The sequence below is a fragment of the Arthrobacter sp. P4_F11 genome (assembly GCF_056401395.1).
Genome location: NZ_JBFUJK010000007.1, coordinates 189,093 through 212,298 on the forward strand (window position 1 = coordinate 189,093; position 23,206 = coordinate 212,298).

Annotated in this window: 19 protein-coding genes; 13 read left to right on the plus strand and 6 right to left on the minus strand. The window is 69.8% G+C overall.

Annotated features, from left to right (window positions below):
• Positions 1–57 precede the first annotated feature (57 nt).
• Complete coding sequence (locus AC1DRO_RS10180) at positions 58–1,554, minus strand: amino acid permease (RefSeq protein ID WP_476950720.1); 1,497 nt, start codon at positions 1,552–1,554, stop codon at positions 58–60.
• 265 nt (positions 1,555–1,819) lie between these two features.
• On the opposite strand from AC1DRO_RS10180, the gene AC1DRO_RS10185 reads away from it, so the two are divergent.
• Positions 1,820–2,791 carry an NAD(P)-dependent alcohol dehydrogenase gene (locus AC1DRO_RS10185; protein ID WP_459383657.1) on the plus strand — a complete coding sequence of 324 codons (972 nt, stop codon included), beginning with the start codon at positions 1,820–1,822 and terminating at the stop codon, positions 2,789–2,791.
• 28 nt (positions 2,792–2,819) lie between these two features.
• Here AC1DRO_RS10185 and AC1DRO_RS10190 read toward each other — a convergent pair whose 3' ends face one another.
• Together AC1DRO_RS10190 and AC1DRO_RS10195 are read right to left on the minus strand one after the other, a co-directional pair.
• Positions 2,820–3,260, minus strand: a complete 441-nt coding sequence (locus tag AC1DRO_RS10190; RefSeq protein WP_028277136.1) for a protein-tyrosine phosphatase family protein — start codon at positions 3,258–3,260, stop codon at positions 2,820–2,822.
• 56 nt (positions 3,261–3,316) lie between these two features.
• Positions 3,317–4,234, minus strand: a complete 918-nt coding sequence (locus AC1DRO_RS10195; RefSeq protein WP_476950721.1) for an SDR family oxidoreductase — start codon at positions 4,232–4,234, stop codon at positions 3,317–3,319.
• Positions 4,235–4,515: 281 nt separating this feature from the next.
• On the opposite strand from AC1DRO_RS10195, the gene AC1DRO_RS10200 reads away from it, so the two are divergent.
• From AC1DRO_RS10200 to AC1DRO_RS10220, 5 genes are all read left to right on the plus strand, one after another.
• Positions 4,516–5,391, plus strand: a complete 876-nt coding sequence (locus AC1DRO_RS10200; RefSeq protein WP_476950722.1) for an IclR family transcriptional regulator — start codon at positions 4,516–4,518, stop codon at positions 5,389–5,391.
• A 265-nt stretch (positions 5,392–5,656) separates the two neighbouring features.
• Positions 5,657–7,354 (plus strand): urocanate hydratase, encoded by a 1,698-nt coding sequence (gene hutU, locus AC1DRO_RS10205; RefSeq protein WP_243181347.1) that lies wholly within the window; start codon positions 5,657–5,659, stop codon positions 7,352–7,354.
• A 7-nt stretch (positions 7,355–7,361) separates the two neighbouring features.
• On the plus strand, positions 7,362–8,954 hold the full coding sequence (hutH, locus tag AC1DRO_RS10210) for a histidine ammonia-lyase (protein WP_476950723.1): 1,593 nt from the start codon (positions 7,362–7,364) through the stop codon (positions 8,952–8,954).
• A 152-nt stretch (positions 8,955–9,106) separates the two neighbouring features.
• Positions 9,107–9,343, plus strand: a complete 237-nt coding sequence (locus tag AC1DRO_RS10215) for a hypothetical protein (RefSeq protein WP_018774814.1) — start codon at positions 9,107–9,109, stop codon at positions 9,341–9,343.
• A 113-nt stretch (positions 9,344–9,456) separates the two neighbouring features.
• Positions 9,457–10,761 (plus strand): cation:proton antiporter, encoded by a 1,305-nt coding sequence (locus tag AC1DRO_RS10220; protein WP_476950724.1) that lies wholly within the window; start codon positions 9,457–9,459, stop codon positions 10,759–10,761.
• Positions 10,762–10,791: 30 nt separating this feature from the next.
• Here AC1DRO_RS10220 and hutG read toward each other — a convergent pair whose 3' ends face one another.
• Both hutG and AC1DRO_RS10230 read right to left on the minus strand, forming a co-directional pair.
• On the minus strand, positions 10,792–11,751 hold the full coding sequence (hutG, locus tag AC1DRO_RS10225) for a formimidoylglutamase (RefSeq protein WP_476950725.1): 960 nt from the start codon (positions 11,749–11,751) through the stop codon (positions 10,792–10,794).
• Between the two features lie 150 nt (positions 11,752–11,901).
• The gene (locus AC1DRO_RS10230; RefSeq protein WP_028277143.1) at positions 11,902–13,344 is read right to left on the minus strand and encodes an NCS2 family permease; all 1,443 of its coding nucleotides are present in this window, start codon (positions 13,342–13,344) and stop codon (positions 11,902–11,904) included.
• Between the two features lie 121 nt (positions 13,345–13,465).
• On the opposite strand from AC1DRO_RS10230, the gene AC1DRO_RS10235 reads away from it, so the two are divergent.
• Positions 13,466–14,059, plus strand: a complete 594-nt coding sequence (locus tag AC1DRO_RS10235; protein WP_476950726.1) for a copper resistance CopC family protein — start codon at positions 13,466–13,468, stop codon at positions 14,057–14,059.
• Positions 14,060–14,099: 40 nt separating this feature from the next.
• On the opposite strand, the gene AC1DRO_RS10240 is transcribed toward AC1DRO_RS10235, so the two are convergent.
• On the minus strand, positions 14,100–14,729 hold the full coding sequence (locus tag AC1DRO_RS10240; RefSeq protein ID WP_043436212.1) for an NAD(P)/FAD-dependent oxidoreductase: 630 nt from the start codon (positions 14,727–14,729) through the stop codon (positions 14,100–14,102).
• Positions 14,730–15,201: 472 nt separating this feature from the next.
• Between AC1DRO_RS10240 and AC1DRO_RS10245 the strand changes: the two genes are divergently transcribed.
• The 6 genes from AC1DRO_RS10245 to AC1DRO_RS10270 all read left to right on the plus strand — a co-directional run bounded on the left by AC1DRO_RS10245 (position 15,202) and on the right by AC1DRO_RS10270 (position 23,205).
• A complete protein-coding gene (locus AC1DRO_RS10245) occupies positions 15,202–16,239 on the plus strand; it encodes a universal stress protein (RefSeq protein ID WP_476950727.1) in 1,038 nt (345 codons plus the stop codon).
• Between the two features lie 37 nt (positions 16,240–16,276).
• Positions 16,277–19,024 (plus strand): PEP/pyruvate-binding domain-containing protein, encoded by a 2,748-nt coding sequence (locus AC1DRO_RS10250; RefSeq protein ID WP_476950728.1) that lies wholly within the window; start codon positions 16,277–16,279, stop codon positions 19,022–19,024.
• A gap of 92 nt (positions 19,025–19,116) precedes the next feature.
• Entirely contained in the window at positions 19,117–19,908 is a 792-nt protein-coding gene (locus tag AC1DRO_RS10255) for a hypothetical protein (protein WP_476950729.1), read from the plus strand.
• 109 nt (positions 19,909–20,017) lie between these two features.
• Positions 20,018–21,106, plus strand: coding sequence for a LolA family protein (locus AC1DRO_RS10260; protein ID WP_476950730.1), 1,089 nt, complete (start codon positions 20,018–20,020; stop codon positions 21,104–21,106).
• A gap of 58 nt (positions 21,107–21,164) precedes the next feature.
• Positions 21,165–22,247 carry an ABC transporter ATP-binding protein gene (locus AC1DRO_RS10265; protein WP_476950731.1) on the plus strand — a complete coding sequence of 361 codons (1,083 nt, stop codon included), beginning with the start codon at positions 21,165–21,167 and terminating at the stop codon, positions 22,245–22,247.
• Between the two features lie 145 nt (positions 22,248–22,392).
• A complete protein-coding gene (locus AC1DRO_RS10270) occupies positions 22,393–23,205 on the plus strand; it encodes an ABC transporter permease (protein ID WP_459385941.1) in 813 nt (270 codons plus the stop codon).
• Position 23,206: the final 1 nt, after the last annotated feature.

Here is a 23,206-nt window from a genome sequence, read left to right on the forward strand (position 1 = left end):
CCTAACCCCGTGAGGGCCCGCCCGGGAGCGTCTTAATCCCTTGGGTGCGAGCCCCCATCACCGCCCGGCGGGAACCTGCGGGAGCTGGGCGGTTTCGTCGACCAGTTCCGCCCGCGCCCGGCCGTGGCCGCGGACCCAGAGGCGGTAAGCAAGTACCAGGACGCCCAGCCAGACGGCGCCCACGTACAGCGCCACCCGGGTGTCCTCGAAGGCGCCCAGAATCACGATCACCAGGGCCATGAACGCGATGGTCAGTATGGAGGCGGCGGGCCACCACGGTGACGGGAACTCCGACGCCGGCAGGGACTTGCGGGCGATCTCGCGTTTCATGGCGACATGGGAGGCCAGGATCATGGCCCAGACCCACACGGTCGCGAAGGTGGCGATCGAGGCGATCAGCAGGAAGACGTCTTCCGGGATCACGGCGTTCAGCACCACCCCCACCAGCAGGATGCCGGTCATCATCACCACGGTCATCCACGGCACCCCGTGACGGGAAACCTTGCCGAAGCTCGCCGGTGCGTGGCCCTGCCGGGCCAGGCCGAAGAGGATCCGGCCGGCGCCGAAGATGTCGCTGTTGACTGCCGAGAGCGCCGCCGTGATCACCACGGCGTTGAGGATGTGGGGTGCGGCCGGGATGCCCAGGCCGCTGAAGATCTGCACGAAGGGGCTGCCGTTGCTGCCAATTTCGTCCCACGGGAACAGGCTCATCAGCACGCCGAGGGTCAGCACATAGAACAGCAGGACCCGGACGGGCACGGTGTTGACGGCCTTGGGGATGACCTTTTTCGGATCGGCGGCCTCACCTGCGGTGATGCCGAGGGTCTCCACGCCGCCAAACGCGAACATCACCACGGCGAAGGAGGCAAGGAGTCCTTCGAACCCGTTGGGGAACAGGCCTCCGTGATCCACGAGGTTGCCGAGCCCTGGTGCCACGGTGGCGCCGCCGGCCTGGAAACCGAAGACGATGATCGCAGCCCCGCCCGCGATCATGGCGATGATGGCCGCCACCTTGATCAGGGAGAACCAGAATTCCAGCTCGCCGAACACCTTGACGCTGAGCAGGTTCAGGGCAGCCAGGAAGAAGATGATGGCCAGGATCCAGACCCAGCGCTCCACGCCGGGGAACCAGAATCCCATGTAGATGCTGAACGCCGTGACATCCGCGATGGCCACGATCGCCATCTCAAAGACATAGGTCCAGCCCGTCACAAATCCGGCCAGCGGTCCCAGGTAGCGGCTCGCGTACTGGCCGAAGGACCCGGACACCGGATGCCGCACCGCCATTTCGCCGAGGGCACGCATCACCATGAAGACCGCGGCGCCGCCGATCATGTAGGCCAGCAGGACGGCGGGCCCGGCCTTCTGGATGGCGGAGGCGGAGCCGTAGAACAGCCCCGTGCCGATCGCCGAGCCCAGCGCCATGAAGCGGATGTGGCGGACGTTGAGTCCCCGGCTGAGTACGGAGTCGACGGCTGCGCCGACGGCGGTGGCAGCGCTGCCGGTGCCGGCCTCGGCAGGAGCCGCCTTCGTGGCGGTTTGGGCTTGTTGCATGCGAATACCTTCTCGTCATTGGGAGGGGGATCGCCATCCAGCAGACCACGTCCGGCCTTGCTGTGAGGAGTCTCACGGGAACTTCGTGTCTTTGATTTCAGACTGTGCGGCGCCCCCGCGCGGCGCCGGTCGCCGGCGTCGTCGAACCCCAACCGGCGGGGGAGCGGCGAAAGAGCTTGACAACATGTCAGGATTTCTTCACATTCAAGGTGTCGCGCGGCGCCTGCGGTTACGGAATGGCGAGCTGACCCAGAGGAGAAGCACCATGAAAGCGATCGTCCAGGATGTTTACGGTTCCGTTGAAGTGCTGGAACTGCGCGACGTCGACGCCCCCGTGCCCGGCGACGACGATGTGCTGATCCGGGTCCGGGCAGCCGGTGTCGACCAGGGCGTCTGGCACCTCATGACGGGCCTTCCGTACCTGACCCGCGTGGTCGGCTACGGGCTCAGGAAACCGAAGACCCGCATCCGGGGCCGGGCCGTGGCCGGCCGGGTGGAGGCTGTCGGCCGGAATATTGTCGGCTTCCGGACCGGGGATGAGGTGTACGGCACCTGTGAGGGATCCTTCGCCGAATACGCGTGCGCAAAGGAAGGCCGGCTCGCGCTGAAGCCGAAAAACCTCAGCTTCGAACAGGCCGCCGCCGTCCCGATCTCGGCCGTCACTGCCCTGCAGGCGCTCCGGAACGCCGGCAGGATCCAGGCCGGGCAGGAGGTCCTCGTCATCGGCGCGGCCGGCGGTGTCGGCGCGTACGCGGTGCAGCTCGCCAAGGCGTTCGGGGCGCAGGTGACGGGGGTGTGCAGCACCGCGAAAACCGATCTGGTCCGCTCGATCGGCGCGGACCACGTCATCGACTACACACATGACGATTTCGCAGACGGATCCCGGCAATTCGACCTCATTGTGGACACCGCCGGCAACCGCCCGCTCACCGTCCTGCGGCGGGCGCTCAAGCCGAAGGGCACGCTCGCGATCGTCGGCGGGGAAGGCGGAGGGCGGCTGACGGGCGGATTTCAACGCTCGCTCGGCGCCGGGCTGCTCTCCGTGTTTGTCGGCCAGCGGCTCAGGGGCGTCATGGCCGCAGAGCGGGCGGAGGACCTCCGGTTCCTGACCGGGCTCATCGAGGCGGGCGCGGTGACCCCGGTCATCGGCAAGAGCTACGCCCTGGCGGACGCGCCGGCGGCAATCCGGGACCTGCGTGATGGACACCTCCGCGGGCAGGCCGTCGTCACTATTTGAGCCGGAGCGGTCAGGCCTTAGCCGCCGCCTACGGTGTGCCGGCCGGGAAGCGGGCGACGTACTGCCGCTGCCACGGGGTTTCCACTGTCCGGCGCCGGTACTGGCGGCGGACGTAGGACACAGCCTGGCCGGGCGGGACTCCGTCCAGGATCGCGATGCAGGCCAGCGCAGTGCCGGTCCTGCCGATCCCGCGCCAGCAGGCCACTTCAACCCGTTCGGCCTCGGCCCGGCGCCAGGCCTCCCGGAACGCCTCCAGGGCGTCCGGCTGGTCGACAGGCAGCCGAAGGTCGGGCCAGGGCACCCATCGGGACTCCCACCCCACGGGCGGCGGCTGCTTGCCCAGCAAATACACGCCGAACTCGGGAAACGGCCCGGCCGGAAGGGGGTAGTGCAGGCCGCGGCCACGAACGAGCCGGCCGGACGGAAGAGCCATGATGCCGTCCGCGGAAGCTTCCCACGTGTGCTTCATGAACCGATCGTAGTCCGTCCTGCCGCCGGTTGTCCGTGACCAGGAAGGGGCGGATGTCAGCGGTATCCGGCGGCATCGGCGTCGAGTCCTGCTTCCTGGACCTCAACGAGGTACCTCCAACAGTCCGGCTGCGAGCCGTCGGTGTCGGTGAAGCCGTACTCGCGGGCCAGCGCGCCGGACGAATACGAGCCGCCCGTGCGGCCGAGCACATTGGGATCCGCCGCCAGGGCCGCGACCGCACGCCCGACGAACAGCGGGCTTTCCGAGATCGCGGCGAAGTGCGGTTGCGTCCCGGCGGACTCCCGCCAGTTTGCCTCGGTGACGCCAAAGTGTTCGAGCATCATCTCCGAACGCATCCAGCCGGGCGTCAGCGCCACCGCCGCGCAGCCGGAGGATCTCAGCTCCTCCGCCTGGCTGAACGCCAGGCGGAGCACCGCGGTCTTGACGAGGTCGTAAAACACGGAGACCCGGTAGTGCTCTGCGTTGTACTCGCGCGTGCCGTCGGTCATCTCCACCACCAGGCCGCCGGGGCGGCGGGTGAGCAGCGGCAGCGCGAAGTGGCTCGTAATGAGGTGGGTGTCCAGGCCGAGGTGGAGCATCTGCAGCCCGGAATTCAGATCGTGGGCCCAGCGCGGAGTGTTCCATTCGATGAAGTCCTCGCCGCCCCAGATGTCGTTGACAAGGATGTCCAGCCGGCCCTGCTCGGCGTCGATCCGTTGCACGAGGGCTTCCACCTCGGCGGTCTGGCGGTGATCGACCTCGACGGCGATTCCAGTGCCGCCCGCGGCGCTGACAAGCCCGGACGTCTCCTCGATCGTCTCGGGCCGGTTGTAGTCGGAACGGTGGCGGGAGGTGGTGCGCCCGGTGCAGTACACCACCGCTCCGGCCTCGCCGAGGGCGACGACGGTGCCGCGCCCCGCGCCCCGGGTGGCCCCGGCAACCAGGGCGACCCTGCCCGACAGCGCTGCATTCACGTCTGTGCCTTCCCTCCGGGACCTTACGGGCCGGGCTCAGCCGGCGACGGGCCGGCTCCTATGGCGGGGTCCGATGGCGGGGCACGCACCGGAAAGCCGGCGCCCATGTTCATCGGAACACCGGGGGTCGGCCCGGGCTAGGGGCGGAAGGCCCGCCATCGGAACGTGGCACTTGTCCGGCATTCCAGACAGCCGTTCCTGTGGGAGGCTGTCGGTTGACCGTCGCCGGGCGCATGCTTAAGTACGGGATACCGGACACCGCCCGACCGTGAAGAGGATCAATGCCACCCACCAGCACCGCAGTGAGCCCCGCCGCCGCCACGTTGTCCGCAGCGCCGGACACGCCCGCGCCCAAGGCCGTCCACAGGGCCGCCGGAACCAAGGCGGCGTCGAAGGTGCCGGCCGCCGAGAACACGCTGCGCATCCTCAAGCTGCTGGCCTCCCGGCGCGGGCCGATGGCGGCGTCGAACATTGCCACCGCGCTGGGACTGCCGCGCTCCAGCGTCTACCACCTGCTCGGGGTGATGGAGGCGAACGGCTTCGTGCTGCACCTGCACGAGGAGCAGCGCTACGGCCTGGGCATCAGTGCATTCGAGCTCAGCTCGGCCTATTCCCGGCAGGAGCCGCTGTCCCGGCTGGGCCGGCCAATGCTCGCCTCGCTCGTGGACGTGATCGGCGAAAGCGCGCACCTGGCGGTGCTGCACGGCCGCGACGTGCTCTACATCGTGGAGGAGCGGGCCAAGAACCGGCCGTCCCTGGTGACCGACGTCGGCGTCCGGCTGCCCAGCCATCTGACCGCCAGTGGACGGGCCATCCTCGCCGCGCTGCCGAAGTCGCAGGTGCGGGCGCTGTACCCGAACGCTGCCGCCTTCACGGCCCGGCACGAAACCGAATCGCCCATCATGAAGTACTCCGCGCTGTCTTCGCATCTGGACCAGGTCCGCCAGCGCGGCTACGCCACCGAACATGGCGAGGTGACCCCCGGATTCGGTTCGATCGCCGCCGCCGTGACCGACCACGTAGGGTGGCCCACCGCCGCCGTCGCCGTGACGTTCCTGGAGGACAAGCTGCCCGCGGATCAGTGGCCGGCCCTGGCCGCCCGGGTCCAGAAGGTCGCCAACGAGCTCTCGGTCCGGATCCACGGCCGCCCCGCCTGACCGGTTGCCCCATCCCACCCCTATCCCCACCCCCCGGTTGCGCTGTCACTTAGGGCTCCCATTCGCCCTTTTTAGCAACCGGAAGTGATCGCGCAACGGGGGAGGGGAAGGGTCTGGAATCCCGGACAGCACCCCTCCGGCAGGCCTGTTTCCGCGGCCGCGAAGGGGCTTTAGTTGATACAGAACCTCATTCCTCCGGATACACCAGGACACCCGTCCGAACAGACATCATCCGGCCACATATCCAGCGACAAAGGAGACCCTCATGGCACCCGCCGATTTCACCACCGGTGCCCGCCCGGTCAAAGCAGCCCGCGGCACCGAGCTCACCGCCAAGAGCTGGCAGACGGAAGCCCCGCTGCGCATGCTCATGAACAACCTCGATCCCGAGGTCGCCGAGCGCCCCGATGACCTGGTGGTCTACGGCGGCACCGGCCGCGCCGTCCGGTCCTGGGCCGCGTTCGACGCCATCACCCGCACCCTGGAAACCATGGAAAAGGACGAGACCCTGCTGGTCCAGTCCGGCAAGCCGGTCGGCGTCTTCCGCACCAACGAATGGGCACCGCGCGTGCTGCTGGCCAACTCCAACCTCGTCGGCGACTGGGCGAACTGGCCCGAGTTCCGCCGGCTCGAGGCCGAGGGCCTGATGATGTACGGCCAGATGACCGCCGGGTCCTGGATCTATATCGGCACCCAGGGCATCCTGCAGGGCACCTTCGAGACCTTCGCCGCGATCGCCCGTAAGCTCACCGGGGACGAGAACGGCACGCTCGCCGGCACCCTGACCCTCACCGGGGGCTGCGGCGGCATGGGCGGCGCCCAGCCGCTCGCCGTCACCCTGAACGACGGCGCCTGCCTGATTGTCGACGTCGACGAGACCCGCCTGCGCCGCCGGGCCGGGAAGCGTTACCTCGACGAGGTCGAAACTGATCTCGACGCCGCGATCGCCAAGGTCCTGAAGGCCAAGGAAGAGCGCCGCGGCTGGTCCGTGGGCTACGTCGGCAACGCCGCCGAGGTCTTCCCCGAGATCCTGCGCCGCCACAACGCCGGCGAGCTCACCGTCGATATCGTCACGGACCAGACCTCCGCGCACGACCCCCTGAGCTACCTGCCCGAGGGCATCACGGTCGAGGAATGGCACAGCGAGGCCGCGGCCGATCCCGAAGGCTTCACCAAGAAGGCCCAGGCCTCGATGGCCAAGCACGTCCAGGCCATGGTCGAGTTCCAGGACGCCGGCGCCGAGGTCTTCGACTACGGCAACTCCATCCGTGACGAGGCTCGCAAGGGCGGCTACAACCGCGCCTTCGAATTCCCCGGCTTCGTCCCGGCCTACATCCGGCCGCTGTTCTGCGAGGGCCTCGGCCCGTTCCGCTGGGTGGCCCTCTCCGGCGACCCCGAGGACATCGCAGTCACAGACAAGGCCATCAAAGAGCTCTTCCCCGAGAACAAGCATCTGCACCGCTGGCTCGATGCCGCCGCCGAACGGGTCGAGTTCGAAGGCCTGCCGGCCCGCATCTGCTGGCTCGGCTATGGCGAACGCGCCAAGGCCGGCCTGCTGTTCAACCAGCTCGTCAAGGAGGGCAAGGTCAAGGCGCCCATCGTGATCGGCCGCGACCACCTCGACTCCGGCTCCGTCGCCTCCCCGTACCGCGAGACCGAGGCCATGGCCGACGGCTCCGACGCGATCGCCGACTGGCCGCTGCTCAACGCCCTTCTCAACACGGCCTCCGGCGCCACCTGGGTTTCCATCCACCACGGGGGCGGGGTCGGCATCGGCCGCTCCATCCACGCCGGCCAGGTCTCCGTTGCCGACGGCACCGATCTCGCCGCGGAAAAGCTCGCGCGCCTCCTGACCAACGATCCCGGCATGGGCGTCATCCGCCACGCCGACGCCGGCTACGACCGCGCCGTCGAGGTCGCCAAGGAACGCGGCGTCCGCATCCCGATGAACGAAAAGAAGTAGGAACACCATGACTGTTACAACCCACGAACCGCTCACCGTCACCCTCGGCTCCAGCGGTGTCACCCCCGAGGACGTCGTGGCCGTTGCCCGCCACGACGCCCACGTCACCATCGCCCAGGACGCCCTGGACGCCGTCGCCAAGGTCCGTGCCCACATCGACGACCTCGCCCACAGCGAGGTCCCGGCCTACGGGATCTCCACCGGCTTCGGGGCGCTGGCCAACCGGCACATCCCCAACGAGCTGCGCACCCAGCTGCAGAAATCCCTAATCCGCAGCCACGCCGCCGGCATGGGCCCGGCCGTGGAACGCGAAGTGGTCCGCGGCATCATGTTCCTGCGTGCCAAGACCCTGGCCTCCGGCCGCACCGGCGTCCGCCCGGTGGTGCTGCAGACCATGGTGGACGTGCTCAACGCCGGCATCACCCCGGTGGTCCGCGAATTCGGCTCCCTCGGCTGCTCGGGCGACCTCGCGCCGCTGTCCCACTGCGCCCTGGTCCTGATGGGCGAAGGTGAGGCGACCGGCCCCGACGGCACGCTGTACGGGAGCAAGGATGCCCGCCCGGTCGCCGAGCTCCTCGCCGCGCACGGCATCGAACCCGTCACGCTGGCCGAAAAGGAGGGCCTGGCCCTCGTCAACGGCACCGAGGGCATGCTCGGCATGCTGCTGATGGCCATCGCGGACATCCGCCAGCTGCTTACGACGGCGGACATCACCGCCGCGCTCAGCGTCGAGGCGCTGCTCGGCACCGACCAGGTGTTCCTGCCGGAGCTGCACGCGGCGCTGCGCCCGCACCCGGGCCAGGCCGCCGCCGCGGACAACATGCTCCGTGTGCTGTCCAACTCCCCGATCGTGGCCTCGCACCGGATCAACGACACCAAGGTCCAGGACGCCTACTCGCTGCGCTGCGCACCCCAGGTGGCCGGCGCCGTCCGCGACACCGTGGACCATGCCGCCCTGGTCGCCTCCCGCGAACTGGCCGCCGCGATCGACAACCCGGTGGTCCTGCCCGACGGCCGGGTCAGCTCCAACGGCAACTTCCACGGCGCCCCGGTGGCCTACGTGCTGGACTTCCTGGCGATCGCCGTCGCGGACCTGAGCTCCATCGCCGAGCGCCGGACCGACCGGATGCTGGACCCGGCCCGCTCGCACGGGCTGCCCGCCTTCCTGGCCTCGGACCCCGGCGTCGACTCCGGCCTCATGATCGCCCAGTACACGCAGGCCGGCCTGGTCTCGGACAACAAGCGGCTGGCCGTCCCGGCGTCGGTGGACTCGATCCCGAGCTCGGCGATGCAGGAGGACCACGTCTCCATGGGCTGGCACGCGGCCCGCAAGCTCCGCCGCGCGGTGGAGAACCTGCGCCGGGTCCTGGCGATCGAACTGGTGACCTCGGCCCGGGCGCTGGACATCCGCACCCAGCTCTCCGGCGGCGAACTCACGCCGGGACCTGCGGGCGCGGCCGTGATCGCCGCGCTGCGCGACGTCGTCGACGGTCCGGGCACCGACAGGTTCCTGTCACCGGAGCTCGAAGCGGCGGATGCCCTCGTGGCCTCGGGCAAGGTCCGGGCGGCGGCCGAATCCGCCGTCGGAAATCTCGCCTGAGAAGAAACAAAATGCAGGGCAGCTGAACAATTCCCGGCGCCCCCGAAATCTTTGGCGACACGGACGGCGGGGGCCCGGGAACTGTAGTACAAATGGAGAGTCCACACCAACGAAGTTGTGGCAAAGAACACATACAAAGGGGTAAGAGTTCTATGAAAGCACGCGGCACGGTACTGTCCAGGCGCCTAGCATCCGCAGCTACGGTTTCCGACTGGAGCGGCCTCCGGGTCGGCGAACGCGTCGAAATTGTCAAGCACGCACAGGTCATTGCGGCCGGTGAGGTCGAAGAGGTCTCGGTAAGCGGGAATGTGCTCTGGCTGGTCCCCGCGGGGCCGTCGGAAACGCAGCTTTTCCTGCAGTCCGACGGCGTGCAGGTCCGCCGCAGCTAGGCTGGCCGGGTTTTACGCGTTCACGCGTATCGTTGGGTGAGGGGCGCCGTTCCACAGGGACGGGGCCCCGACTCATCCCCCGGGCATCCGGGCCCGGGCAGGAGGACCACGCAGTGTTTGAGGCTCCCAGCATCGTTTTTGCCGCGGCAGGCATGGCCGTTTTCGCCGCCGCACTCCTGCCCAAGCTGCTGCGAAACGCGCCGCTGTCCATGCCGATGGTCTTCCTGGCCGCCGGCATACTCGCCTTCACATTCATCCCCGGCCTGCCGGCGCCAGATCCCCTGCAATATGGGGAGTTCACCACCCACGTGACGGAAGTCTGCGTCATCATTTCCCTGATGGGCGCGGGCCTCGCACTCGACCGTCCCGTGGGACGACGCGAATGGTCCACCACCTGGCGGATGCTGGGGATCGCCATGCCGGTCTGCATTGTTGCACTGACCCTGCTGGGGCTCTGGGCGCTGGGGCTGGGGCTCGGAGCGGCACTGCTGGTCGCAGCCGCGCTCGCCCCAACCGACCCGGTGCTGGCCTCTGAAGTGCAGGTGGGCGAGCCCGCCGACGACGAGCACGAAACCGAGCGTGGCGAAGACGAGATCCGTTTCGGCCTCACCTCCGAGGCAGGCCTGAATGACGGGCTGGCCTTTCCGTTTGTCTACCTGGCCATCGCCATCAGCCTGTCCGGGTCGGCGCCGTCCGAGTGGTTTTGGCCCTGGTTCCTCACCGATGTCCTGTGGCGGATCGGCATGGGGCTACTCGTCGGCTGGCTGGCCGGGAAAGCGTTGAGCCAGCTGTTCTTCTCCGCCCGCGACAGCATCCGGCTGTCCAACCACTCGGAGGGCTTCGTGGCGCTGGCGGCGACGTTCCTCGCGTACGGGGTGACGGAAATGCTGGAAGGCTACGGGTTCATCGCCGTCTTTGTATGCGCCGTGACCATTCGGGCCGCTGAACGCACGCATGGGTTTCACCGTGTCATGCACGCCTATGTGGAGCAGCTCGAACGTCTCATGACGGTGGTCATCCTGGTGCTGCTGGGCGGCGCGATTGCACGAGGTCTGCTGGCCGGCATTGGCTGGGCGGAGGTTCTGGTGGCGCTGGCGTTCCTGCTGCTCGTCCGTCCGCTGGCCGGCTGGACCGGCCTCGCCCGGGGTAAGACCGGCCCGCGGGAACGGATCGCCATCGCCTTTTTCGGCATCCGCGGCATCGGCTCGCTCTACTATCTCGCATACGCGCTCAGCAACGGCGACTTTGGAGCCCAGGCCGAGGAATTGTGGGCGTTCATCGGCCTGGTGGTGGGGATGTCCATCGTGTTGCATGGGGCGACAACGGCTCCCGTCATGAACCGGCTGGACCGGCTACGCGAACGGAAGGCTGTGCAGCAACATGGCGACGAGGGCAAGGCGCCGAAAACGCCTATCTGAGGCGGCGGCTGACCGTTCCCGCCGCCCCGCCTATCCCAGCAGCGTATTGACCAGCCGGGCGGCCACTTTGGCGGTGCGGCCGTCGATGTCGAACTCCGGGTTCAGCTCGGCGATATCCAGATGCAGGAGCTTCCCGCTCGCGGCCACCTGGCGGCACACGGCGCTGATCACCGGCAGCGGCACACCAAAGGCCGCGGGAGCGCTCACCCCGGGGGCCACGGAGGCCGGCAGCACGTCCAGGTCGATGGTCAGGTACACCGCGTCCACCTGTGCCAGGAAGGCTGCCACAAACGCGTGCGCGGCGTCCGCCGAGCAGTCCTCGTCCAGCAGGTAATCCACGCCGAGCTCGTCTGCCGTCCGGAACAGCGTGCGGGTGTTGTTCGGCTCGGAAATCCCGACGACGGCGTAGCGCAGTTCGCGGCCGGCGGCTGCTTCGGTGCGGGCCATCTGGAGGAACGGCGTGCCGGAGCTGGGCACCGGCTCATCGCGGAGGTCGAAGTGCGCATCGAGATTCAGCACGCCGACGCTCAGGCCCTCGCGCACGGCCGCCGACCCGGCCACGCCGAGATAGCTGGCAAAGGCGGTCTCGTGTCCGCCGCCGAGCACCACGGGAAGCCCGCCGGCGTCGAGCAGACTGGTGATCGCGAGCCCGGCGCGTGCCTGTCCTGCCTCGAGCGCGTCCCCGGCCACGGTGACGTCGCCGGCGTCGTGCACGGCCCGCGTCAGGTGGAACGCGAGCGGGCCGAGCGCGGCCCGGATGGCGGCGGGGGCGGCCGCGGCGCCGGTCCGGCCCTTGTTCCGCCGCACCCCGGCGTCGCTGCCGAAGCCGAGGATGACGGCGGGGCGCGCAGCAGGGACACCCGCCGGAACCGTGCCGGGAGCGTAGGGGGTCACCGCCTGCCACCAGCGCCGGTGCTCGTCGCCGTCGCCGTCGAACCTGCCGGTCCAGGGCTGGGGCGGGACATCAACGGGGAGCGCGGGAGAAACCATGCCCCTAGCTCACCGCAGCCCGGGCCGGAAAACCAGCCGGACCGCCGTCGGACTGTCCGGAATCCCGGAAACCGAGCTTAAACGCCGCCGGGCGGGCCACGCCGGGTGGGCGTGGCCCACCCGGCGGGCGTGACCGCGGGCGGGGCTGCGTTAGTGGATCCCCAGGGCGGCCTCGATCGGGCCGATCGCGAAGAAGAGCAGGAACGCGGACGCCACGGCCCACATCAGCGGGTGCACCTCGCGGGCACGGCCCTCGAACAGGCGGATCAGCACGAAGCTGATGAAGCCAGCGCCCAGGCCGTTGGCGATCGAGTACGTGAACGGCATGAGGGTGAAGGTCAGGAAGGCCGGAATCGCGATGCCCCAGTCCTGCCAGTCGATCTTGCCCACCTGGGAGACCATCATGAAGCCGACCACCACGAGGGCGGGGGCCACGGCCTCGAACGGCACGAGGTTGATCAGCGGGGTGAAGAACATCGCCACGAGGAACAGCAGGCCGGTGACGACGGAGGCCAGGCCGGTGCGTGCGCCTTCGCCGATGCCGGCACCGGACTCGACGTAGATCTGGTTCGAGGAGACGGAGGCGCCGCCGCCGATGATCGCGCCCAGGGCGTCCACCTGCAGCACGCGGTCGACGTCGGGGATGTTGCCGTCCTTGTCGATGGTGCCGGCCTCGGTGGCCAGTCCCACCATCGTGCCCATGGCGTCGAAGAAGATGCTGAGCAGGATCACGAACGCCAGCAGGGTCGCCGCGACGAAGCCGAGGTGTTCAAAGGCGCCGAAGGGGTTGGCCTTGCCGATCAGGGACAGGTCCGGGGCCGTCCACTCGGAGAACTGCGGTGCCACGAGGGACCAGCCCTGCGGGTTGTGGGTCTTGCCGTCAAAGCTGGGCCCGATGTGCAGGATGGATTCCAGGATCACGGACAGGATGGTCGAGGCCACGATGCCGATCAGGATGGCGCCCTTGACCTTCCGGACCACCAGCGCGATGGTCAGGATCAGGCCGAAGACGAACACGAAGGTCGGCCAGCCCAGGAGCTTGCCGTCGAAGCCCAGGCCGACCGGGACGGTGGTGCCGGCGACATCGGGGACGCGGCGCACGAAGCCCGCGTTGACGAGACCGATCAGGGCGATGAACAGGCCGATGCCCACCACGATCGCGGTCTTCAGCCCCTCGGGTACGGCCTTGAACACGGCCGTCCGGAAGCCGGTGAGGACCAGGATCAGCATGGTGATGCCCGAGAGCATCACCAGGCCCATCATGTCCGGCCAGGTCAGGCCGGGGTTCGTGGCCACCGTGACGGCGACGAACGCGTTGACGCCGAGCCCGGTGGCCAGGGCGAAGGGATGCTTGGCCCACGCGCCCATGAGGATGGTCAGGATGCCGGCCACGAACGCGGTGACGGCGGCGACGGCGGGGAAGCCCAGCGTGGCGCCCGAGGAGTCCGGCCCGGAGAGGATCAGCGGATTCAGCACCACGATGTAGCTCATGGCGAAGAACGTGGCGAACCCTCCGCGGATCTCGCGCGAGACGTTCGACCCCCGCTCGGATATCTTGAAATACCGGTCGAGTGCCGAGCCCTGCTTGAGCATTAGGTCTTGCATTAGTCCTCCGGGAGTGATGGGTGTTGCATATATCTTATTTGGCGCCCGAGGGCCAACCCTGCGTTTTCGCCTAGTCTGTAAGGAAGCCAACACTAGGAGTAGCCTGCCCATGCGCCGTATCCGCCAGCTTCGCAGCGCCCTGCTGGGCGCCGTCGTCCTTGTGGCCGTCCTGGTGGGAGCAGTGAGCCCGGCGGCGGCGCACGACACCGCGGAGTCCACCAGCCCGGCTGCCGGGGCAACCGTCGCGGCACCGCCGGAGCAGGTCTCGGTCACGTTCAACCACAATCCGCTCGCCCTGGGGTCGCAGATCCTGGTCAATGACGCCACCGGCGCCAACTGGTCGGACGGTCCCGTGGAAATCGTGGACAACGTCGCTGCGCAGAAGCTGAAGTCCGGCGCCCCCGCAGGGCCGTACACCGTGCACTGGCGGGTGGCCAGCTCCGACGGCCACCCGATCGAGGGCAGCTTCACGTTCACCGCGACGGCGGCTGCGGCAGGCACGACGGCGGCTGCCGGCGTCCCCACGATGGGCACCGCCCAGCCGGGGACCACACCGGCGCCTGCCCCTGCGCCAGCCGGGTCGCAGCAGTTTCCCTGGAGCGTCATGGTCTTCGTCGCCGTCGGGGTCGGCATCCTGGTGGCCCTGGGCCTGATGGCCAAACGCCGCCTCACACCGGACGATGGCGGCGACACCGAAGGCTGAAACAAACCGACGCGACTCCGGCAACGCGGCCAAAGCGCTGCTAGGCGGGGGCGGCCAGGGCAAAGCCGCCGGGCAGCAGCGCGGGGATCCCGTTCGGGTGGACCTTGGCGGAGATTGCCTGTCCCACCACTTTGGCCTGGCGCAGGACTTCCTTGGGCGTCGGGGTAATGAGCTCGCCCACCCCCACGAGGTACATTCCCAAGGCATGCATCGCCGCCATGAGGTTCTGCCCGGCTGCCATGCCAAGTTCCGAGAGCATGCGGCGCAGCTGGCTGTGGGCGCAGCGGGTCAGGACAAGGTGGTCGGCCAGCAGGACGCCGCCCGGGGTCTGGACGGCCCACTTCTCGGTGGGTGAGCCGTCCGTGCCGGCCTCCAGGAGGTCCAGCTGCAGGGCCCGGATGTTGTTCCGCACGTCGAGCTTGTGGCTTGCGGCGTAGTTGCGCAGGTGCCGCAGGATTTCGTTGCGCTCCCTCAGGCTTGCGGCGTCCGCCGCGTCGCAGCGCTGAAGCGAGGAGGTGTTGGCCGGATGGCCGGCACCCAGGAGGTCGAGCCCGTCCACAATGATGGACGCAACGCCCCGGCGCTGGAGCTCGCTGGCCACAGCCAGGCCGGAGAGCCCCGTCCCGATGACTACGGCCGTGGTCCGCTCAATCCCGCCGTACAAAGGCATGCTCGACACTGCAGGGTACCTCCTTGAAATGGTGCGAGTCGCGGGGGAAACCCCGGACGCCAACCCGTGCCTGGTTCCACAGCCCCAGCGGCTGCTTTCTGGAACACCAGTCTCGGTTCAGCAATGCCTCGAAGGATACCTAAGATTCCCGCCCGTGGATAGGGGAGGTAGGACATTGGCTGTGGTGCCGGATTCCGGCGGTTTCCGTGCCCCCGCTCCAGCGGAAACCGGCTCAAAAGCCTGAATTTCCGGGCCGGGAAACGGCGTGTTAACTCTGCGTAAATCCTTCCGCCGCGGGCGGCCGGGGACGCCGTGCCGCCGTCTTGAATGTTCGCAATTAACCGAGAATAGTGAGGAAAATCAGGGGTTCCTGCACGCAGATTCCGGGTCGCCTCGCCGGTGGACGCCGGGCGGCAGTACTTCTGGCAGAATAGCCGCAACATCAGGCAAGAATCGCGAGGAGGCGGACCCTATGGGCCGTGAACAGGTGCATCCGGACCCGGCATGGGAGACCGGTGGCGAGCCGGCGCCGCCCCGCGGAATCGTCGTGGGAGTGGACGGCTCGGACCACAGCCACTGCGCCCTGGTGTGGGCGGCCCGCGAGGCGGAGCGCCGCCGCCGCCCGCTGCACATCGTGACCGCCTATTCCGTTCCGATCTTCGCCGCTTCCGGGCTCGACGGCGGCTACGCCACGGTGGACGACTCCGTGATCCGCGAGGGCGCCGAAGCCATCCTCAAGCACGCCATGGACAAGATCGCCTTCTACAACATCGACGTCGACGCGTCCGTCGAAAACGGGGACGCGTCCGGCGTGCTGCTGGAAATCAGCGAAACCGCGGAGCTTCTGGTCTTCGGCACCCGCGGCCGCGGTGGCTTCGTGGGCCGGCTGCTCGGCTCCGTCAGCAGCGCGCTGCCCGCCCACTCGAAGTGCCCCACCGTGACCGTGCCGCTGATCTGCGCGGACCGCCTGGGCGAAACCACAGACGACAAGCACGTCCTCGCCGAACGTGCCAGGTCGGGCAGCCAGCCGGTGGAGAACGTCGTGGTCGTCGGTGTCGACGGTTCCGAGCAGGCCCGCGTCGCCGTGCTGGAGGCCGCAGCGCAGGCCGAGCGGCTCTCCGCCCGGCTCCGCGTGGTGTGCGCGGTGCCGCAGTACACCGGCTCGCTGGCATGGGTGCCCACCCCGATGGATCGCGACGCACTGTTCGCCGACATCAAGGTACAGCTCGACGCCGGCGTGGCCTGGCTGCGGAGCCACTTCCCGGCCCTGCAGGTGGAGACGCAGCTCGTCGACGGCTCGCCCGTCGACATCCTCGTCGACGCCAGCCGGCACGTGGAGCTCGTGGTGGTCGGCACCCGAGGGCGCGGCGGATTCACCGGGATGCTGCTGGGCTCCACGTCCGACGGCGTCCTCCACCACGCCAAGGGCCCGGTCATGGTGGTGCCGGACCGCGACGACCCGCGGCTGGCGGACAGAGCCAGCTTCGGCCCGATGCTCGGCGACTCCTAGAAGGCGACGGGCCCGGCGTCGGAAGGACGGTTAACGGATGGAGCACCCCGGGACGCCGGACCCTGCCGAGGGCGGGCCGGTCCTGGCCCTTGAACGCCTTGGCCCGGACATGCTGGCCACCGTCGGCGGGAAGGCGGCGAACCTGGGCGAACTGGCACGCGCCGGCCTACCGGTGCCCGCCGGCTTCTGCCTGGCCACCAGGGCGTATCTGGACGCCACGGCATCCCCGGCGCTGGCGGACGTGCACCGCGCCCTCGCCGCAACAGCCCCCGACGACCTGGCGGGGCTGGCTGCGCTTGCCGCGAAGGCCCGCGCGCTGGTGCTCGACGCCGATGTCCCCGCCGGCATCGACGCCGCCGTGCGCGCCGCCTATGCGGCGCTGGGCACCGACACGGCGGTCGCCGTGCGGTCCTCCGCGACCGCCGAAGACCTGCCGTTTGCCAGCTTCGCCGGCCAGCAGGACACTTTCCTGAACGTGGTGGGTGCGGATGCCGTGCTGGCTGCCGTCCGCCGGTGCTGGGCCTCGCTGTGGACAGACCGCGCGGTGACCTACCGCGCGGTGCAGGGGATTGAGCCCTCGGCGGTGTCCCTCGCCGTGGTGGTCCAGCGCATGGTGGACGCGGCCGTGGCCGGGGTGCTGTTCACGGCCAATCCCGTGACCGGCCGGCGGCACGAGGCCGTCATCGACGCCAGCCCGGGGCTGGGGGAGGCCGTGGTGTCCGGGGCGGTCAACCCTGACCACTTCGTGCTCGATGGCACCACGGGACGGATCCTCGAGCGGCGAATTGGGGACAAGGGCCTGCTCATCCGTCCCCTGCCCGGCGGCGGCACCGAGCGGGTGGCGCAACCGGACGCCGGGCTGGCGCCCAGCCTGGACGACGCCCAACTGGCAGCCCTGGAGCTCCTGGGCCGCCGCGCGGAGGTGCACTTCGGCTCGCCGCAGGACCTCGAATGGGCCATCGGCCGGGACGGTGCCGTGTGGCTGACGCAGTCCAGGCCCATCACCACGCTCTATCCGATGCCGGACCGGCCTCCCTCCGGGCCGACGCCGCGGGTCTATTTGTGCTTCAGCCTGGCCCAGGGGCTGACCCGGCCCCTCACCCCGATGGGACTCGCCGGCATCCGGCTGATTGCGTCCTCGGTTGCGGGGGCGGCGCATTTCCCGGTGCCGGTGCCCCGTGACGGGCCCGCGCCGTACGCGGAGGCCGGCCAGCGGATTTTCTTCGATCTCACGCCGGTGCTCCGGAGCCAGACGGGGCGCGCCATCGTCCCCCGCGTGTTTGACGTCATGGAGGCGCGTTCGGCCGTCGTGTTGCGCCAACTTTTCGCCGACCCCCGGTTCTCCGTCGTCTCAACCTCGCCCTGGCGGCTCCTGCGCCACATCGCCCCGGTGGCGGCGCGGGCGAGAGTCCCGGAGACGCTGATCCGTGCCTTGATCCGGCCCGAGGACGCGCTGCGCCGGGCAGACCGGGTGGGCGAACAGCTCAGGGCCTCACTCACGGTGCCCGCCGGCGCCACGGCCGCGCAGCGCCTGGACCACGTTGAGCGGATCCTCGGCCGGAACGTCTTTCCGGTGGTTCCCGCCCTCCTGCCGTTGCCCGCGTTGGGGTTCGCCTTGCTGGCCGTGGCCGGAAAACTCGCCGGGAAACAGGGGAACGGGGCGCTGCAGGAAGTCCTGCGGGGGCTGCCCAACAACGTGACCACCGAAATGGACCTGGACCTGTGGTCGCTCGCAACTGCCATCCGCCACGACCCGGCGTCGGCGGCGGTGTTCGGGGAAGCCGCATTGCCCGAGATAGCCCGGCGTTACCGGGCGGGGGACCTGCCCGGCGTCGTGCAATCCGGGCTGCGGGATTTCCTGGGCCGGTACGGCCACCGGGCCGTGGCGGAGATCGACGTCGGCATGCCCCGCTGGTCTGATGACCCGACCCACATCCTCGGGGTCCTGGCCAACTATCTGCGCATGGATGATCCTGCGCTCGCCCCGGACCGGCAGTTCGGCAAGGCGGCCCGCGAGGCGGAGGCGCAGGTGGCCGGGCTGGTGGCCGCGGCGGGGCAGCGCAGCCGCCTTCGCGGTGCACTCGCCCGCGCCGCGCTGCGGCGGACCCGGATGTTCGCCGGGCTGCGTGAGCTGCCCAAGTACCACCTCGTGGAAGCGCTCGGCGCCGTCCGGCAACAGCTCGCAGCCGTCGGGGCCGAACTCGCCGCGGCCGGGGCCATCGATGCGGCGGACGATATCTTCTTCCTCGACCTGGCTGACGCGCACCGGGGGCTCGGCGGCGCCGCGCTGCAGGGGCTCGTGGCACGGCGCCGGGAGGCGTACGCGGCCGAACTGGGGCGCCGGCACATTCCCCGCGTGCTGCTCTCGGACGGTACCGAGCCCGAGGCGGTGCAGATCACTGCGATACAGACCACAGCCGGCGGAAGGGGTCCGGCGGGTTCTGACGGCGGCGCGGGGCGGCTCTCCGGCACACCGGCTTCGGCCGGCACCATCACGGCCCGGGCCCGGGTGATCCTGGACCCCCAGGGCGCGCACCTGGAACCGGGCGAGATCCTCGTGGCGCCGTCCACCGATCCGGGCTGGACGCCGTTGTTCCTGACGGCCGGCGGCCTCGTGATGGAAATGGGCGGGCCCAACTCCCACGGCGCCGTCGTCGCCCGGGAATACGGGATCCCCGCAGTGGTGGGGGTCCCCGACGCGACGTCGAGGATCGCCACGGGCCACAGCATTACGGTCGACGGCGCCGCCGGCACCGTGACGCCGTCAACGCCGCCGGCACCCTGACGCCGTCACCCTGACGCCGGCCACTTCGCGCCGGGCCGCCGGCGGCGGCGGGCTCCGCACCATGGTGTCGGCCGGCTCGCTACAGTGGGGCCATGAGCGAAGTGCGCGGCTCCGAGGGCCGGGAGCCCGGGAGCGCCGGAGTTCCCGCGGCGGGCAACTCGGCGCCTGACACCCGGCCGCCCGGCAGCCCCGCGCCTGCGACTGACGCGACCCCCGCTGACGCGACCCCCGCCCCCGCGGACCCGGACGCGTGGCTGCCGGAGTGGTTCGTGGGGCGTCCGCTCACCGCCGGCTGGGCGTGGGCCGGGTTCTGGGCGGTGCTGATCGTGGCCGACGAGTTCCTGGATCTGGCCGGCTGGTCCTGGTATGTGCTGGTTGGCCTCGCCGCCCTGCCGACGCTGCTGGCAAGCATCGCCCTTCTGCACGCCACCCCGCGCCGCTACCTGAAGCCGCGCCGGGACACGGTCCTGGGCCACTTCTTCGTCCGCTTCCTGGCCCTGATCGCCGCCTTCCTCGTGTGGGGGGTGTCCGTGGTCATGAGCGCCTCGATCTCAACCACCCTTCAGTCACTCGTCGGGGCGTCCGAACGCGAGGTCACCGCGGTGGGCTTCAACCTCCTGCTGGCCGCGATCCCACTGGTGGTCTCCGTACTGTGGCTGGCCTTCATCATTCGCTGCGCCTGGTTCCTGCGGCGGCTCCGGGGCTGGAAACAAACGCCGGAACCGGGCGCCGTGCCCAAGAAGTTCCTGCGGGACAGGCCCCGGCTGAGGCGGGTGGTTGTGGGCCTGGCCCACCCCGGCCTGCTGCTCGTGGCGGGCCTGGGCACCTCCGTGCTCGCGTTCCTGCTGGGCGCCGTGGAACTGACCATTAATGTGCTGAAGTAGGATAACCGGGCCGCCGGGGCCAGGCGTACTGTTGACCTATGAGCTGCACTGAAGCGCGCATTCCCCAGGCGCGGATAGTTGGAACATCTCTTTCCGGAGCGCGGTCGCGATGACGCGCACGTGGCTGCGCTGGCTGCCTGCTGCCGCCGTTCCTGCCGTTATTGCCGCCGGCGCGCTGGCCGGATCCCTGCCCGCCAGCGCCGGGGATCCCCTGCCGCCCAAGACGCCGGAGCAGGTGCTGCAGTTGATTGCCCAGCACCGCGAGCCCGCACTCTCCGGAACCCTGGAACAGTCTTCTGCGCTCGGGCTTCCCGAGCTGCGCAAGACCGGTGCCGGTTCGGCCCCGTCAGGTACGGCATGGCTCGAACTGCTGACGGGGCCGCACACCGCGCGGGTTTATCGCGACGGCACGGACAACGCCCGCGTCCAGGTGATGGACCGGCTGGCCGAACGCAACGCCATCCGCCACGGCAACGACGTGTGGTTCTACAACTCCAAGGACAACACGGCCGCCCATGCCCAGCTCCCGGCCAACGACGCCGGTGACACAGGCCGTCACAGCGCCGGCAGCGACGTCACCGCCACCCCCGACCAGCTCGCCGCGATGCTACTGGCCAAGATCGAACCGGGCACCGACGTGGCGGTGGGAGCCGATGTCCAGGTAGCCGGCCGGCCCGCCTACAACCTGGTGCTGACACCAAAGTCCGATGCGACGCTGGTCGGGTCCATCGCAGTAGCCGTTGACGGCCAGACCGGTCTGCCACTGGGCGTCGAGATCAAGGCTCGCGGACAGTCGGATCCCGCCTTCCGCGTCGCCTACACCAGCCTGACCCTCGGGGCCCCCGACGCGTCGGTCTTCACATTCACCCCGCCGCCGGGTGCCACGGTCGAGGAGATTCCGGTAAAGGAGCACAAGCACGGAAACGACGCCGGGAACGCGACGGCGCCGGCGGCCAAGGACCGCGCCGGCAAGCCGGCCGTCACTGGCTCCGGCTGGGACTCGGTTGTTGAGTTCCCGGCGGGAACGGCCGGCCCGGCGTCGGACGCCACGGCCCTGCTCGAACAGGCCACCGTCCCGGTCCAGGGCGGCCGGCTTTTGTCCACCGCGCTGGTGAACGTGTTGGTGCTCGACGACGGCCGGGTCGTCGCCGGCTCCGTGCCACTGGAGCGGCTCCAGGCCGCTGCCGCACAGAAGTGATGTCCGGCGCGGTATCCGGTGGCCGACGGTTGCTCCCTGACCATCCGGTGACGGCCGCGTGAGCGCCGCCGGGCCGGCGGCCGAGCTGAGCATTGAGACCACGGGCCTGACCAAACGGTTCGGCCAGCAGATGGCTGTCGACGGCGTCGACCTGGCCGTGCCGAAAGGCGCGGTCTTTGGTTTCCTGGGCCCGAACGGTTCGGGGAAGACCACCACCATCAGGCTCCTGCTCGGCTTGGCCACGGCCACCGGAGGCTCCATGCGCGTGCTGGGCGAGGAGATGCCCGGCAAACTCAATGACGTGCTGCCCCGGGTCGGGGCGCTGGTGGAAGGACCGGCGTTCTACCCGTTCCTCTCCGGCGCCGCCAATCTGCGCCGCATGGACGCCGCGGACCCTTATGGTTCGGGCGCGACGCGGCGTGCCCGCGTCCAGTCAGCCCTGGAACGGGTGGGTTTGACGCACGCCGCGGACAAGCTGGTCCGGGCCTACTCGCTGGGGATGAAGCAGCGGCTGGGGATCGCCAACGCACTGCTCGCCCCGCGGGAACTGCTGGTGCTGGACGAGCCCACCAACGGGCTGGATCCGCAGGGCACCCGTGAGGTGCGGAGCCTGGTGCGATCGCTCGCGGCCGACGGCGCCACGGTGTTCGTCTCCAGCCACTTGCTGGCCGAGGTCGAGCAGATCTGCACCCATGCGGCCATCATGAGCGCCGGCCGGCTTGTGGCGCAGGGAACCCTGGCGGAACTGCGCGGGGCCGGCCAGGCAAGGATCCGCGTGTTGACCCCGGATCCGGGTACCGCGGCGCAGGTGCTGGCCGGCCTGGGCCTGACCGCGACCCTGGGCATCGACGGCCATACTCCCGGTGCCGCTGGTTCCGGTGCCGCCGGCTCCGGGACCGACGCGGCCCTGTTCGCGTCACTGCCTGGGGCTCCGGCTGCGGGTCCGGCTGTGGCTCCGCCAGGGGCGGCAGCCCGGGAAGACGGAGGATCGTCCCGGTCCGTGGAGACCGTGCAGCCGGAGGCCGTGGTGGCGGCCCTCGTGGCGGCGGGGGTCCGGGTCCGCGGTTTCGCGACCGAACAGGCCAGCCTTGAGGACCGGTTTGTGGCATTGACGGGGGAGGGGTTCGACGTTGTCCAGTAACAGCTCATCCGCGGGCGATCCGGCAGCAGGCCCGTCAGTTGCCCCGGCGCCGGGACACAGCGAAGCGGCCGGTGGCCGCAGCGGCGCGGCCGCAGACGCTGTCGGGGACAGCGGGGCCGGCGCTGCGCCGGTCCGGCGCGGGTCCCTGACCGGTGATCTGCTGGCGTCCGAGCTCGGGGTGCTGTTCCGCCGCCGCAGGACGTGGGCCATGTTGTGCGCGCTGGCGGCCATCCCGATCCTGATCGCGGTCGCGGTGCGGGTCTCCTCGGCCGTGCCGGCAGGCCGCGGGCCGGCCTTCCTGGACCGGATCGCCCAGAACGGCCTGTTCGTGGGCGTCACGGCAATGGTGGTCTCCGTTCCGCTGTTCCTGCCCCTTACCGTCGGCGTCGTGGCCGGAGACACGATCGCCGGGGAGGCCGGACAGGGGACCCTGAGGTACCTGCTGGTGGCTCCCGCCGGGCGGATCCGCCTGCTGATCGTCAAATATGCCGGGGCGGCCGTGTTCGTGATCGTTGCCCCGCTCGTGGTGGCCCTGACCGGGGCCGGAATCGGCGCGGCGCTCTTCCCTGTGGGGCCGGTGACCCTGCTCTCCGGCGACACGATCGGCACCGGAGAGGCCATGGTCCGGCTCCTGCTGATCGCCGCCTACCTGGCGGTTTCGCTGCTGGGGTTATCGGCGATCGGGCTGTTCATCTCCACCCTGACCGATGTTCCGGTGGGGGCCATGGCGGCCACCGTGGTGCTCTCGGTCGTCGCGCAGGTCCTGGACGCGCTGCCGCAACTCGAGTGGCTGCATCCCTGGCTTTTCAGCCACTACTGGCTGGACTTTGGCGATCTGCTCCGGCAGCCGGTTTCCTGGGATTCCCTGGCCGCCAATGCCCTCCTCCAGGGCGGCTACGTCGCCGTCTTCGGCGCGCTGGCCTACGGCAGGTTCATCACCAAGGACGTGCTCTCCTAGC